This is a genomic window from Streptomyces sp. ISL-94, assembly GCF_018614075.1.
Lineage (GTDB): Bacteria > Actinomycetota > Actinomycetes > Streptomycetales > Streptomycetaceae > Streptomyces.
The window spans coordinates 59361-71753 of the sequence record NZ_JAGGOZ010000057.1; the positions used below are offsets into that span (position 1 = coordinate 59361).

Annotated in this window: 12 protein-coding genes, 1 tRNA gene and 1 pseudogene; 7 read left to right on the forward strand and 7 right to left on the reverse strand. The window is 73.0% G+C overall.

The window, feature by feature from the left end; translation table 11 throughout:
• The first annotated feature begins 4 nt into the window (after positions 1 to 4).
• Positions 5 to 1525: a DoxX family protein gene (locus J7E94_RS18765; protein ID WP_215016807.1), complete on the forward strand. Its 1521-nt coding sequence runs from the start codon at positions 5 to 7 to the stop codon at positions 1523 to 1525.
• 120 nt (positions 1526 to 1645) lie between these two features.
• Here the strand turns inward: J7E94_RS18765 and J7E94_RS18770 are convergent, their stop codons facing one another.
• The 3 genes from J7E94_RS18770 to J7E94_RS18780 all read right to left on the reverse strand — a co-directional run bounded on the left by J7E94_RS18770 (position 1646) and on the right by J7E94_RS18780 (position 4129).
• Positions 1646 to 2404, reverse strand: a complete 759-nt coding sequence (locus tag J7E94_RS18770) for a nucleotidyltransferase family protein (protein ID WP_215016809.1) — start codon at positions 2402 to 2404, stop codon at positions 1646 to 1648.
• A 27-nt stretch (positions 2405 to 2431) separates the two neighbouring features.
• Positions 2432 to 2845: a hypothetical protein gene (locus J7E94_RS18775; RefSeq protein WP_215016811.1), complete on the reverse strand. Its 414-nt coding sequence runs from the start codon at positions 2843 to 2845 to the stop codon at positions 2432 to 2434.
• Positions 2846 to 3040: 195 nt separating this feature from the next.
• Entirely contained in the window at positions 3041 to 4129 is a 1089-nt protein-coding gene (locus tag J7E94_RS18780) for an ABC transporter ATP-binding protein (protein ID WP_215016813.1), read from the reverse strand.
• Between the two features lie 340 nt (positions 4130 to 4469).
• On the opposite strand from J7E94_RS18780, the gene J7E94_RS18785 reads away from it, so the two are divergent.
• Entirely contained in the window at positions 4470 to 5576 is a 1107-nt protein-coding gene (locus J7E94_RS18785) for a hypothetical protein (protein WP_215016815.1), read from the forward strand.
• A 73-nt stretch (positions 5577 to 5649) separates the two neighbouring features.
• Positions 5650 to 5723 (forward strand) — tRNA-Thr (locus J7E94_RS18790).
• Between the two features lie 86 nt (positions 5724 to 5809).
• On the opposite strand, the gene J7E94_RS18795 is transcribed toward J7E94_RS18790, so the two are convergent.
• A complete protein-coding gene (locus tag J7E94_RS18795; protein WP_215016817.1) occupies positions 5810 to 7201 on the reverse strand; it encodes an FAD-binding oxidoreductase in 1392 nt (463 codons plus the stop codon).
• Positions 7202 to 7333: 132 nt separating this feature from the next.
• On the opposite strand from J7E94_RS18795, the gene J7E94_RS18800 reads away from it, so the two are divergent.
• The 4 genes and pseudogenes from J7E94_RS18800 (at position 7334) to J7E94_RS18810 (ending at position 9750) form a co-directional block, all read left to right on the forward strand.
• Positions 7334 to 8233, forward strand: a complete 900-nt coding sequence (locus J7E94_RS18800; RefSeq protein ID WP_215016819.1) for an aminoglycoside phosphotransferase family protein — start codon at positions 7334 to 7336, stop codon at positions 8231 to 8233.
• A gap of 7 nt (positions 8234 to 8240) precedes the next feature.
• A pseudogene (locus tag J7E94_RS18805) lies at positions 8241 to 8513 on the forward strand (N-acetyltransferase family protein); the annotation flags it as partial.
• Positions 8514 to 8883: 370 nt separating this feature from the next.
• Positions 8884 to 9012 (forward strand): hypothetical protein, encoded by a 129-nt coding sequence (locus tag J7E94_RS35455; protein WP_285440792.1) that lies wholly within the window; start codon positions 8884 to 8886, stop codon positions 9010 to 9012.
• Between the two features lie 60 nt (positions 9013 to 9072).
• Positions 9073 to 9750, forward strand: coding sequence for a pentapeptide repeat-containing protein (locus tag J7E94_RS18810; protein WP_215016821.1), 678 nt, complete (start codon positions 9073 to 9075; stop codon positions 9748 to 9750).
• Between the two features lie 353 nt (positions 9751 to 10103).
• On the opposite strand, the gene J7E94_RS18815 is transcribed toward J7E94_RS18810, so the two are convergent.
• The 3 genes from J7E94_RS18815 to J7E94_RS18825 form a co-directional block, all read right to left on the reverse strand.
• Positions 10104 to 10607 (reverse strand): hypothetical protein, encoded by a 504-nt coding sequence (locus tag J7E94_RS18815; protein ID WP_215016823.1) that lies wholly within the window; start codon positions 10605 to 10607, stop codon positions 10104 to 10106.
• Between the two features lie 174 nt (positions 10608 to 10781).
• Positions 10782 to 11405, reverse strand: a complete 624-nt coding sequence (locus J7E94_RS18820) for a response regulator transcription factor (RefSeq protein ID WP_215016825.1) — start codon at positions 11403 to 11405, stop codon at positions 10782 to 10784.
• Positions 11402 to 12393: sensor histidine kinase (locus J7E94_RS18825; RefSeq protein ID WP_215016827.1), on the reverse strand; the 992-nt coding region annotated here is incomplete at its 5' end. The genes J7E94_RS18820 and J7E94_RS18825, both read right to left, overlap by 4 nt.

Here is a 12393-nt window from a genome sequence, read left to right on the forward strand (position 1 = left end):
TTAGATGAGTGTGGACACCAGAACGTCAGGGTTCGACGACCAGCCCGCGCTGAGCATGGTCAAGGTGCCGTGCGATCCCGCACAGGTCATCGTCAACCACGCCAGCTTCCGCGTGCGGCTCGCACCGAGCCCGAGCGCGCGTTCCAAGCCCGCGAACGCTCCCGGGAGAGCGCCCGTCCTCGGCGGCGCCGCCGCCGCCGGCGCCACCCGGCGCCGCGCCCCCGTCGTCTGGAGCGGCAAGTCCGACGCCGGCGATGCGGCCGCCATGGGCGGTCTGCTCCAAGCCGTGCGCGAGGCCGGCCGCGGGCTCGACGAGTACGACGGCGGCGCCACCCAGGTCATCCCGCGGATCGACCTCGCCCACGACCTCGCCGACGCCACCCTGGCCGTGCCGACCGTCATCGGCCAGCGCAGCTACGGGGGTTACGGGGACCACGGGAACCAGGACGAGACGCGCCCGCAGGCCGCCGTACGGGACCTGCCCTACGAGCAGCCGCCCGGCGCCGGACCCGGCGGATCCGACTCCCGCCGCACCGGGTCCGACACGCGCGCGCAGGCCTCCTACTACCCCGGCCGCCGGATGAACCTCGGCGTCGTGCTGCTCCCGCTGCGCGTCTTCCTCGGCTTCATCTCCATCTACGCCGGCATGGGCAAGCTGTGCGACCCCGTCTACTTCGACGGCGGCGAGCGCGGCTCCATGGTCACCTGGCTGCACACCCTGCACCCCTGGGCGCTGGCCGAGCCGCTGCGCGACTTCGCCCTCGCCCACCCGGTCGGGGCCGGCCTCAGCGTCGCCTTCCTCCAGGTCATCGTGGGCGTGCTGACGGTGTTCGGGCTGTGGCAGCGGTTCGCCGCCTGCTTCGGGGCCCTGCTGTCCGCCGCGCTGCTGATGACGGTGAGCTGGCGGACCGTCCCCGCCTACGACGCCCCCGACATCATCTACCTCGCCGCCTGGAGCCCGCTGATCATCGCGGGCGCCCCCGTGTACTCGCTGGACGGACGCCTCGCAAGTGAGGCCTGGCGCACCCTCGGGCCGCGCTCCGAGGTCTGGCGGCTGCGGCGGCGCGTCCTGCGCCGCGGGGCCGTCATGGCCACCGTCGTGTGCGGGCTCACCCTCCTCATCGGCTCCCTCCTCGGCGGGGCCGTCCGCTCCTCCACCGTCGTCACCGTGCCCGGACCGGGACAGGCCCCCAGCAACTACCTGCCGGGCCGGCCGCTCCCGCAGACCCCCGCCCCGCAGCAGCCCTCGCAGCAGCAGCCGTCCAAGGCGCCGCAGCCCAGCGCCACCGCCACCGAACCGGCCGCCAAGCCCGGCAAGGGCGCGACCGCCGGGCCCACCCGCGGCACCGCCGGAGCCGGCTCCCAGTCGCCCACCGCGACCAAGGGCGCCACCGGCAGCCAGACCCCGCGCAGCACGCCGCGGCAGTCCGCCTCCCAGAAGCCGCCGGCCTCCTCCTCCGGTTCCACCACCGGCAGCACCACCCCGAGCCGGCAGCCCGGCCTGGTCGGGGGGCTCCTCGGCTGAGCCGGCCGACCGGCATCGAGGGAACCGGGGGTCCGGCACGCACGGTGTGCCGGGCCCCTCCTCGCGTGCCGAGCGCGCGAAGCATCGTACGAGCGGAGCGTGGTGGCGCGGGGAAAGGGCTCAGAGGGCCGTCTGCGCGGCCAACTCCTTTGCCGCCTCGGCCAGATCCTTTGCCGTGTCGATCGCCCGCCAGTAGGCCCCCTGGGGCAGCGGGAAGCCGGCCAGCCGCCGCTCGCGGGCCAGCCGCGGGAACGTGGTGCGCTCGTGGTCCCCCAAGTCCGGGAGCAGCGCGGCGAATTCGGCACTGAAGACGTACACGCCGGCATTGACCGGATACGGCGACAGCGGGGCCTCGATGAAGTCCAGCACCTGCCCGAACTCGTTCGTCTCCACCACCCCCCACGGGATCCGCGGGCGCGCCAGGGCGAGTGTGGCGACCGCACCGCGCTCGGCGTGGAAGGCCGCCATCTCGCGCAGCGAGAAGCGGGTCCAGATGTCGCCGTTCGTCGCGTACCAGGCGCGGTCGGGGTGCGGGAGGTGCCGCGCGGCGTGCTTGAGGCCGCCGCCGCGCCCCAGGGGCTCCTCCTCGACGACCGTGGTCACGCGGAGCGGCAGCCGGGCCGCGGCCAGCCACTCCTGGAGCACGTCCGCGAGGTGCCCGCAGGAGACGACGGCGTCGGTGACCCCCTCGGCGGCCAGCCAGGCCAGCTGGTGCCCGATGATCGGCACCCCCGTCCCCGGGATCTCGACCATCGGCTTGGGACGGTCGTCCGTGTACGGCCGCAGCCGCGAGCCCTGGCCGCCCGCCAGGATGACCGCCTGGGTGGGCGTGGTGGGGAACGCGGCTGCGGGAGGGACGGATCGGGGGGTGTCGTTCATGGAGGCAGCGTAGGGACGCGGCGCGGCTCAGCCCATGGAGGCGACGCCGGTCGCGTACGAGGTGTCGCACACGGGGCGGGCGTAGGACTGGGCCTTCGTCGGTCCGTAGGCGGTCACGGCGGCGCGGCCCAGGGCCTTCGCGATGCCGACGCAGTGCTCGGCGAGCGACGGCCGCTTGTCCACCGCCTGCTGGAGGTGGGTGAGGACGTCACCCGGCTCCTCGCCCTGCTGGAGCTCGTTCAGCAGCTTCTCGCGCAGCACGTCGTGTGCGGCGCGCGGCTTCGCGGGGACGGAGACGTCCTCGGCGGAGGCGGTCAGGATCTGGGAGGAGGAAGTGTCCGCCCAGGGGACCATGGTGACCGCGAGGGTCCCGGACAGGACGAGGACGACGGGCAGGACCAGGGCGAGGGAACGGCCGATACGGCGGGCAGTGTGGGTCACGAGGGCGAGAGTAGCGCTCGGTGAAGATTTGGCGACATTTAGTCACCCTGTCGGGGGATGGTTCGACGTGGCTTTTCGAATTATGGGTTGACGGGTTGGGGTTTATTGGACCGGTCTGCCGGGGTTTCGCGGAAGCGGTGAAACGGCGAAGGGGCGCCTCCGACGGGGGCGCCCCTTCGCGTGCGTGCGGTGCGGCTAGTCGGACAGCCGCGCGCCGGAGGAGGTCGAGAACACGTGGATCTCGCCGGCCCGCGGCACCACGTGCATGCTCGAGCCCTTCTCGGGCACCTGGCGGCCGTCGACGCGGACGACGAGGTCCTGCGCGCCGGCGGCCTTGCCGGTGGAGCCGTAGACGTAGCCGTCGGCGCCGAGCTCCTCGACGACGTTCACGACGATGGTCAGGCCGCCGCTCTCCGCGATGTCGAAGTGCTCCGGGCGGACGCCGACCGTGACGGTGCGGTCGCCGGCGTCGGCCGCGGCGGAGAGCGCCTCGCGGGAGACCGGGACGACGCTGTCGCCGAACTTCACGCCGCCGTCGGTGATCGGGACCTCGACCAGGTTCATGGCGGGGGAGCCGATGAAGCCGGCCACGAAGAGGTTCGCCGGACGGTCGTACATGTTGCGCGGGGTGTCGACCTGCTGGAGCAGCCCGTCCTTGAGGACGGCCACGCGGTCGCCCATGGTCATGGCCTCGACCTGGTCGTGGGTGACGTAGACGGTCGTGATGCCGAGGTCGCGCTGGAGCGCCGCGATCTGGGTGCGGGTGGAGACGCGGAGCTTGGCGTCGAGGTTCGACAGCGGCTCGTCCATGAGGAACACCTGCGGCTTGCGCACGATGGCCCGGCCCATGGCGACGCGCTGGCGCTGGCCGCCGGAGAGGGCCTTCGGCTTGCGGTCCAGGTACTGGGTGAGGTCGAGCATCTTCGCCGCGTCCTCCACCTTCTTGCGGATGGTGGCCTTGTCCTCGCCGGCGATCTTGAGCGCGAACCCCATGTTGTCGGCCACGGACATGTGCGGGTAGAGCGCGTAGTTCTGGAACACCATCGCGATGTCCCGGTCCTTGGGCGGCAGGTGCGTGACGTCGCGGTCGCCGATGCGGATGGCGCCGCCGTTGACGTCCTCCAGGCCGGCGAGCATGCGCAGCGAGGTGGACTTGCCGCAGCCGGAGGGGCCGACGAGGACGAGGAACTCGCCGTCCTCGATCTCCAGCTCCAGCTGGTCGACGGCGGGCTTGTCGCCGCCGGGGTAGAGCCGCGTCGCCTTGTCGAAAGTGACAGAAGCCATGGTGGTGAATCCCTTCTACCGGCAGGAACGTGCCGGACGATCCGAGTGGAAGGTCTAGTCCAGTTGACCGGACTCCGCTCGACGCTACCTGCCCGGACGGCTCCTGTCAGCACCCGGGAAGTTCCGATCGCCGACACCGTACGGGTGACGGCCGTTCGCATGGATTTCCGGAGGGTCCGAACCCGGGTGCGAGACCTTCCCGTGTTCAGGCGATACATCTCGTCCGTCCTGGCGGCGCCTCCCATCCGGGGGCGCCGGCGGCTTGGAACCGAGAGGGAAACGAATGAAGAATCGTCTCGTACTCATTGGATCTGCTGTGGCGGCGAGCGTCGGCCTGTGCATGGCGGCCACGCCGGCGATGGCCCAGGCTCCCCTCAAGGTGAGCGTGGCCTGCGGTGACGTCGCCGCGCTCATCGCCGCCATCGGCGACGCGAATCTGAATGCCGACGGCGGGACGATCACGCTGGCCAAGGACTGCGCCTACCGCTTCCAGGACGATTTCGAAGATTCGGGCAGCGCCCTGCCGGCCATCACGGAGAGGGTTTCCCTCGTCGGCCACAACTCGACGCTCATCCGCTCCGTGACGGACGGGCTGCCGCTCTTCCGGCTGATCTCGGTGAGCGAGGGCGGTGATCTCTTCCTCAAGGGGGTCACCGTGACCGGCGGCCGTACCGACGGCGACGGCGGGGGCATCGCCAACGCGGGCATCCTGCGCCTGGAGGACAGCAAGGTCACCGGCAGCCAGGCGGCCGGCGACGGCGGGGGCATCGCCAACGCGGGCGGCCGCGTCACGCTGATCGACAGCGAGGTCCTGACCAACGTGGCCACCTCCACGACGGAGGAGGGCGGCGACGGCGGCGGCATCAGCAACGACGAGGAGGGCACCCTCACGCTCCGGAAGTCCACCGTCGCGGGCAACACGGCCGACGAGGACGGCGGCGGCATCGAGAACGAGGGCACGCTCACCGTCGAGCACAGCCTCCTCACGAACAACGAGGCCCGCGACGGCAACGGCGGGGCCATCGACAACCTCGACAGCGCGACCATCCGGTACAGCAAGCTCATCGAGAACTGGGCCGGCCAGCAGGGCGGTGGGGTCAACAACGGTGAGAACGGGACGCTGGAGGCCACCGAGTCCACCTTCGCCGAGAACAGGGCGGGCAACGACGGCGGCGGCATCAACAACGCCGGCACCGCGACGCTGAGCAAGAGCAAGGTCGAGTCGAACCAGGCCGGTCACGACGGCGGCGGCATCAACAACGTGGCCGAGACGGCGGGTGGCGTCACCCAGCTGACGCTGGAGCACACGACGGTCGCGGGGAACCGCGCCGCGAACGCGGGCGGCGGCATCAACAACGGCGAGGGCGCCGTCGTGACCCTCAGGGACAGCAAGATCATCAAGAACCTGCCCACGAACTGCGCCGGTACGGTGCCCGGCTGCTCCTGACACGTCCGCCGCGGTGCCCGCAGCCAATGTGATGGCTGGGGAAGAGGGGCCTGTGTAGAGTGATGGCGGCCCTGCCTCCTTAGCTCAGCTGGCCAGAGCACCGCTCTTGTAAAGCGGGGGTCGTCGGTTCGAACCCGACAGGGGGCTCTGCTGACGAAGGTCCCGGACCGCTCAGGTCCGGGGCCTTTCGCGTGCCGGTGGCGCCCGTCAGTGGCGCCCGTCAGTGGCAGCCGTCAGTGGCGGCCCGAGATGCGGTCGGCGAGGCGGGCCAGGGGCGTGGTCGTCGGGCGGTGGGTGGCGGTTTCGCGGCGGTCCGCCTCGCGGTAGGCGGCGTAGAGCGCCTGGACTCCGAGCCAGCGGAAGGGCTCCGGCTCCCAGCGGCGCACGCGGTGGTTCACCCAGGGGAGCGCGGTCAGCGCGGTGGAGTCGCCGAGGACCAGGTCGCGCAGGGTGCGGGCGGCGAGGTTGGCGGTGGCGACGCCCGAGCCGACGTAGCCGCCCGCCCAGCCGAGGCCCGTGGCGGCGTCCAGGGTGACGGTGGCGCACCAGTCGCGCGGGACGCCGAGGACGCCGGACCAGGCGTGGGTGATCTCCGTACCGGTGAGGGCGGGGAAGAAGGAGAACAGCAGCTCCCGCAGGGACTCGACGGTGGCGGGCTGCGTGCGGCCTGTGTTTTCGGCGGTGGCCGCACGCGAACCGAAGCGGTACGGGACCCCGCGTCCGCCGATCGCGATGCGGTCGTCGGCGGTGCGCTGGGCGTACATGTAGGCGTGGGCCATGTCGCCGAGGACCGGCGCGTCGGACCAGCCCAGTTGGGCCCAGGCCGAGGCGGGGAGCGGGGCCGTGACGATCATCGAGGAGTTCATCGGGAGCCACGAGCGCTTCTGGCCCTTGAGGGCGGCGGTGAAGCCCTCCGTGCAGCGCAGGACGTGGGGCGCGCGGACCGTGCCGTACGGGGTGACGGCCTTTCCGGCGGTGATCTCCGTGACCGGGGTGGACTCGTGGATGACGACGCCGAGGCGTTCGCAGGCCGCGGCCAGGCCCTTGACCAGCTTCAGGGGGTGGATGCGGGCGCCGTGCGGGCTCCAGCCGGCGCCGACGGCGTCGGCGATGTCGATACGGGCGCGGGTCTCGGCGGCGCCGTAGAGCTCGCGGTCGCTCTCGCCGAAGGCGAGTTCGGCGGCGTGGAAGGCCTTGAGGCGGGTGAGCTGGGCGGGGGTCCGGGCGACTTCGAGGACGCCGCCGCGGTGGATGTCGGCGTCGATGCCTTCCTTGGCGGCGGTGTCGATGACCTCCGTGACGGTGTCGTTCATGGCCCGCTGGAGGCGGCGGGCGGCCTCGGGGCCGTGGAGCCGGGCGTAGCGGTCGCGGCCGGCGATGCCGTTGTAGAGCCAGCCGCCGTTGCGGCCGGAGGCCCCGTAGCCGCAGAACTTCTGCTCCAGGACGGTGATGCGGAGGTCGGGGGCGGCCTGCTTGAGGTAGTAGGCGGTCCACAGGCCGGTGTAGCCGCCGCCCACGATGACGACGTCGGCCGTGGCGTGGGCGGTGAGGGGTGCGCGGGGTGGCGCGGCCGGGGCGGTGCGGTCGGTCGCGTACCAGAAGGAGATGCCGCCGTTGATCGTCATGGGGGAGTTGGTACACCCGGTTTTGGAGGGGTGTCCAGGTGCGGGATGCCGGTTCCGGGGCGTGAATCGAGGCGTTCTGGCTGATGCGGCGCGGGTTGGTCGTGGCGGTCGTGGCGGTCGTAGGGTCGGGCCATGGTCGACATCTCGGAGATTCCGGACGGGCTGGTCCGGGCGCAGCTCAGGTGGAACGGCGACGCGGGGCGTGAGTTCATCGCGGGGCTGCCCGCGCTGGCCGGGCGGTTCCTGGCGCAGTGGGAGCTGCGGCGCACGGGGCCCGGGATGCACGGGGTGACGGCGCTGGTGCTGCCGGTGGAGCGGGCCGACGGGACCGCGGCCGTGCTGAAGCTGGCGCTGCCGGACGAGGAGAGCGCGGGGGAGCCGCTCGCGCTGCGCGCCTGGGACGGGGTGGGCAGCGTACGGCTGTTGGAGCATGACGCGGACACGGGCTCGCTGCTGCTGGAACGGCTGGACGAGGGGCGGCACTTGTCGGCGCTCGCGGAGCGGGACGCACGGCAGGCGGTGGGGGTGGTCGCGGAGCTGCTGGCGCGGCTGACGGCGGTGGCGGCTCCGGCCGGGCTGCGCGGGCTCGGGGAGATCACCGCCGGGATGCTGGAGGACGTACCGGGGGCGCTGCGGGGGCTCGCGGACGAGGGGGAGCGGCGGCTGCTGCGGGACTGCGCGGCGGCGGTGGCGGAGGTCGCCGGGGAGCCGGGGGACCGGCTGCTGCACTGGGACCTGCACTACGACAACGTGCTGGCGGGCGGCCGGGAGCCGTGGCTGGCGATCGATCCGAAGCCGCTGGCCGGTGATCCGGGCTTCGATCTGCTTCCGGCGATCGTGAACAACTTCCGGGCACAGGACGTGCGGTGGCGCTTCGACCTGATGACGGAGGTGCTGGGGCTGGACCGGGAGCGGGCGCGGGCCTGGACGTTGGGGCGGGTGCTCCAGAACTGCCTGTGGGACGTGGAGGACGGGGAGGAGCGGCTGGCGGAGGAGCAGGTGGCGGTGGCGGAGCTGCTGCTCGGGCGCTGAGGGGCGCTCCTTCTCGACGTGGCGCGGGGTGCACGGGATCCACCTGGAGGACCTGTACGTACGGCCGGGCGCGCGCGGGGGCGGTTACGGGAAGGCGCTGCTGGCGGAGCTGGCGCGGACGTGCGTGGAGCGGGGCTACGAGCGGCTGGAGTGGTCGGTCCTCGACTGGAACGCCCCCGCCATCGACTTCTACCGGTCGGTCGGGGCGGTTCCGATGGACGAGTGGACTGTGAACCGCCTGACGGACGACGCGCTCCGCAGGCTGGCCGGGACAGAATGATCACATCGGAGCTATTGCCGGCGATTGCTCCCGCGCTCAAGGCGGCCCTGCGCCATCTGCGGAGCGTGCGTGGCAGGCGGCCTGGAGCGCCCTGCACCGATGCGGCGTACGCGGCGTGGCGGGACGACATCGCGGCTGCTCTGGACCACCTGGCGGAGCATTTGGAGCAACCGAAGGACCGGGAGAGGGCACGTGCCGAGGCTATGGCCGCCCGGGCGGAGGCAGAGCGCTTGCGCAGGTGACGTCGTGCGGAGCGGTCCTCCGCGGTACGGGAGGGCGGGCCCGGCCGCGTGGGGCACCTCTGGGCGGTGAGCTCGGCGCGTTCGGTGTCGGGGAGGGTGAGCGGGCCGCCGGACCAGCCGAAGACGAGGTGCCGGGCGCCGGCGGCGAGGAGGCCCAGGGCGGTGCGGGCGGTGGCGCCGCCGACGGAGTCGAAGAGGACGGTGGCGCCGCCGGGGAGTGGGCGCGTACGGCGTCGGCCCAGCCGGGCGCGGTGTAGTCCAGGGCGAGAGTCAAGAGGGGGGCGGGCGTTGTCGGTGGGGTCGGTCACGATGGGTGCATGGCGACGCGCAAGGGGCAGCAGGAGACGGTGAAGGCGGCGCGGCGGCCGGAGATGCGGCTGCCGGAGCTGGAGGTGTGGGAGGGCGGCGAACTGGAGCCGGACGGGGACTACGACGGGCTGGAGTTCGCCGATCTGGACTGGGCGGGGCAGGAGGGGGTCGGGGCCCGGTTCATGGACTGCGCGGTGCGGCGGTGCGCGCTGGACGAGACGCGGCTGGCGAAGGCGCGGTTCGTGGACGCGGTCCTGGAGGGGGTCCGGGGGGTGGGGACGGACCTGTCGGGGGCCTCGTTGCGGGACGTGGAGGTGGTGGACGCGCGGCTCGGCGGGGTGCAGTTGCACGGGGCCGTGCTGGAGCGGGTGGTGGTGCGCGGCGGCAAGATCGACTACCTGAACCTGCGGAAGGCGCGGCTCAAGGACGTGGTCTTCGAGGGGTGCGTGCTGGTGGAGCCGGACTTCGGGGGTGCGGTGCTGGAGCGGGTCGAGTTCCGGGACTGCGCGCTACGGGGGGTGGATTTCAGCGGGGTGCGGATGGCGGATGTGGATCTACGGGCTGCCGGTGTGCTGGAGATCGCGCGGGGGATGGGTGCGCTGGCCGGGGCGGTGATCAGCCCGGCGCAGCTGCTCGACCTGGCGCCGGCGCTGGCTGCGGAGCTGGGAGTGCGGGTGGTGGCATAGCCGGGCGGGTGCGGCGCCGCTGCCGGGGCTCCGCGTCTCAATCGCCGGCGGGGCTGGAGGTGGCTCGGGTGAGTGGGTGGGTGCGGCGCCGTTTCCCGGGGCTCCGGCCCGGACCCCGCGGCTCAATCGCCGGCGGGGCTGAGGGTGGCTCGGCTGAGTGGGTGGGTGCGGCGCCGTTTCCCGGGGCTCCGCCCCGGACCCCGCGCCTCAACGCCGGCGGATGTGGCTCGGGTGAGTGAGTGGGTGGGTGGGGGTTCGGATCGGGGCCCTGCCCCGGGCGCCGCGCCTCAAGTGCCGGCGGGGCTGGAGTACCGGGCGGGGCTGGAGTGGGTCGGGTGGGCTCGCCGTGGGGATCAGGCCGGGACGCGGGGGAAGCGGGCCTGGAGGGTCCAGATGGCCGGGTTGTCGGCGAGGCCGTCGTGCATGTCGACGAGGTCGGCGATGAGGTCGTGCAGGAAGTCGCGGGCCTCGCGGCGCAGCAGGCGGTGGCTGAAGGTCAGCGGCGCTTCCTCGGCCGGCATCCAGTCGGCCTCGATGTCGACCCAGCCGAAGCGGCGCTCGAAGAGCATGCGGTCCGTGGACTCGGTGAAGTCGAGCTCGGCGTACTGCCGGTGGGCGGAGCGGCTGCCGCGCGGGTCTTGGTCGAGCTGCTCGACGATGTCGCACAGGGCCCAGGCGAAGTCCAGTACCGGAACCCATCCCCAGGCTGTGGACACCTCGCGGTCGGCGTTGGTGTCGGCGAGGTAGACATCCCCGCAGAACAGGTCGTGGCGCAGGGTGTGGACGTCCGCCGAGCGGTAGTCGGTCTGCGGGGGGTCGGGGAAGCGCCGGGAGAGGGAGTAGCCGATGTCGAGCACGTACCCGATGGTGTCACGGGTGCGGGGCGGTACTCACCCCCGGCCGGTGCGGGTGCGCGGTGACGCTGCGCCGGGGGGCTCCGCACCCGAACCCCGCGCCTCCCCCTGGGCGGGCTCCCGCAGCGCGCGGTACCGCGAGGTCCGGTGGGCCGCTTTCCGGAGCCGCCCGACGGGTCACGACGGCAGGAGGCGTTGTTCCTTCGCCACGGAGACCGCGCCCGCGCGGGTGTCGACGCCGAGTTTGTCGTAGATGCGGCCCAGGTGGGTTTTGACGGTGGCCTCGCTGATGAACAGGGCGCGGGCGATGTCGCGGTTGCCGAGGCCGCGGGCCAGCTGGCCGAGGATGTCCAGTTCGCGCTCGGTCAGGGTGGGGCGGGTGCCGCGCATGTGGGCCATGACGCGGCTGGCCACCGGCGGGGAGAGGGTGGTGCGGCCCTGGGCGGCGGAGTGGATCGCGGCGAAGAGCTCCTCGGGGCGTTCCGCCTTCAGGAGGTAGCCGGTGGCGCCCGCGCCGATGGCCCGGGTGATGTCCGCGTCCGTGTCGTAGGTGGTGAGGACCAGGACGTGCGGGGGCCGGGGAAGGGCGGTGATGCGGCGGGTGGCTTCGACTCCGTCGATGCCCTCGCCCAGCTGGAGGTCCATCAGGACCACGTCGGGGTGCAGTTTGGCCGCCAGGGCCACTGCCTCCTCGCCGCTGCCCGCCTCGCCGAGTACCTCGATGTCCGGCTCGCTGCCGAGGAGGGCGAGCAGGCCGGCGCGGACGACCACGTGGTCGTCGCAGAGGAGGATCGTCGTCATGGGGCCGGCTCCAAGGGGATGGCCGCGGAGAGGACCGTGCCCTCGCCCGGCGTGGATTCGATGGTCAGGGTGCCGCCCAGCTGGCGGACGCGGGCGCGCATCGCGGGGAGGCCGTGCCCGCGTTCCCCGGTGGCGGCGCGGGGCTCGGCGAAGCCGTGGCCGTCGTCGGCGATGTCCAGGACCACCTGGTCTCCCAGGAAGCTCAGGGTGAGCGCGGCCGTACGGGCGCCGGAGTGTTCGCGGATGTTGGCCAGCGCGCCCTGGGCTATGCGCAGCAGGGCGGACTGGACACGGTCCGGGAGCGGGGCCGGGCCGCCTTCGAGGTGGAAGCGGACTTCGATGTCCGGACCGGCGTCCAGCGCGCGCAGGGCGTCGGCGAGGCCGGCGCCGCCGGCGAGTTCGGCCGGGGCCAGGTCGTGGACGAGCCGGCGGGCCTCGGCGAGGCCGCGTGCCGCGATGCCGGTGGCGGTACGGACGTGCGCGCGGGCGGTGGCCGGATCGGTGTCCCAGGTGCGGTCCGCGGCCTGGAGCAGCATCTGCTGGCTCGACAGGTTCTGGGCGAGGGTGTCGTGGATCTCCATGGACAGCCGCTGGCGCTCGGCGAGGGTGCCCTCGCGGCGTTCGGTGGCGGCCAGTTCGCGGCGGGTGCGGATCAGGTCGTCGATCAGCGCGCGCTGGGCCTGGGCCTGGCGCTCCATGTGGACGAAGACGGCGGTGGCGAGGGCGGCGACGGCGGGCGGGGCCAGGAGGAGGTTGGGGTCGAAGGCGGTGGCGAGCCGGAGCTGGGCGATGACGACGAAGACGGTGAGGAGGGCGACGAGGACGATCGCGGCGCGTGGGGGGAGGGTGCGGAGGGCGGTGAAGAAGAGGGGGACGGCGCACCAGGCGAAGCTGGGGGCCAGGACGACGAGGACCACCCACGTGGCGACGACCAGGCCGAGCCAGAGGAGGCGGCTGGGGGGGTGGGGGGTACGGGGCTTGCCGGTGT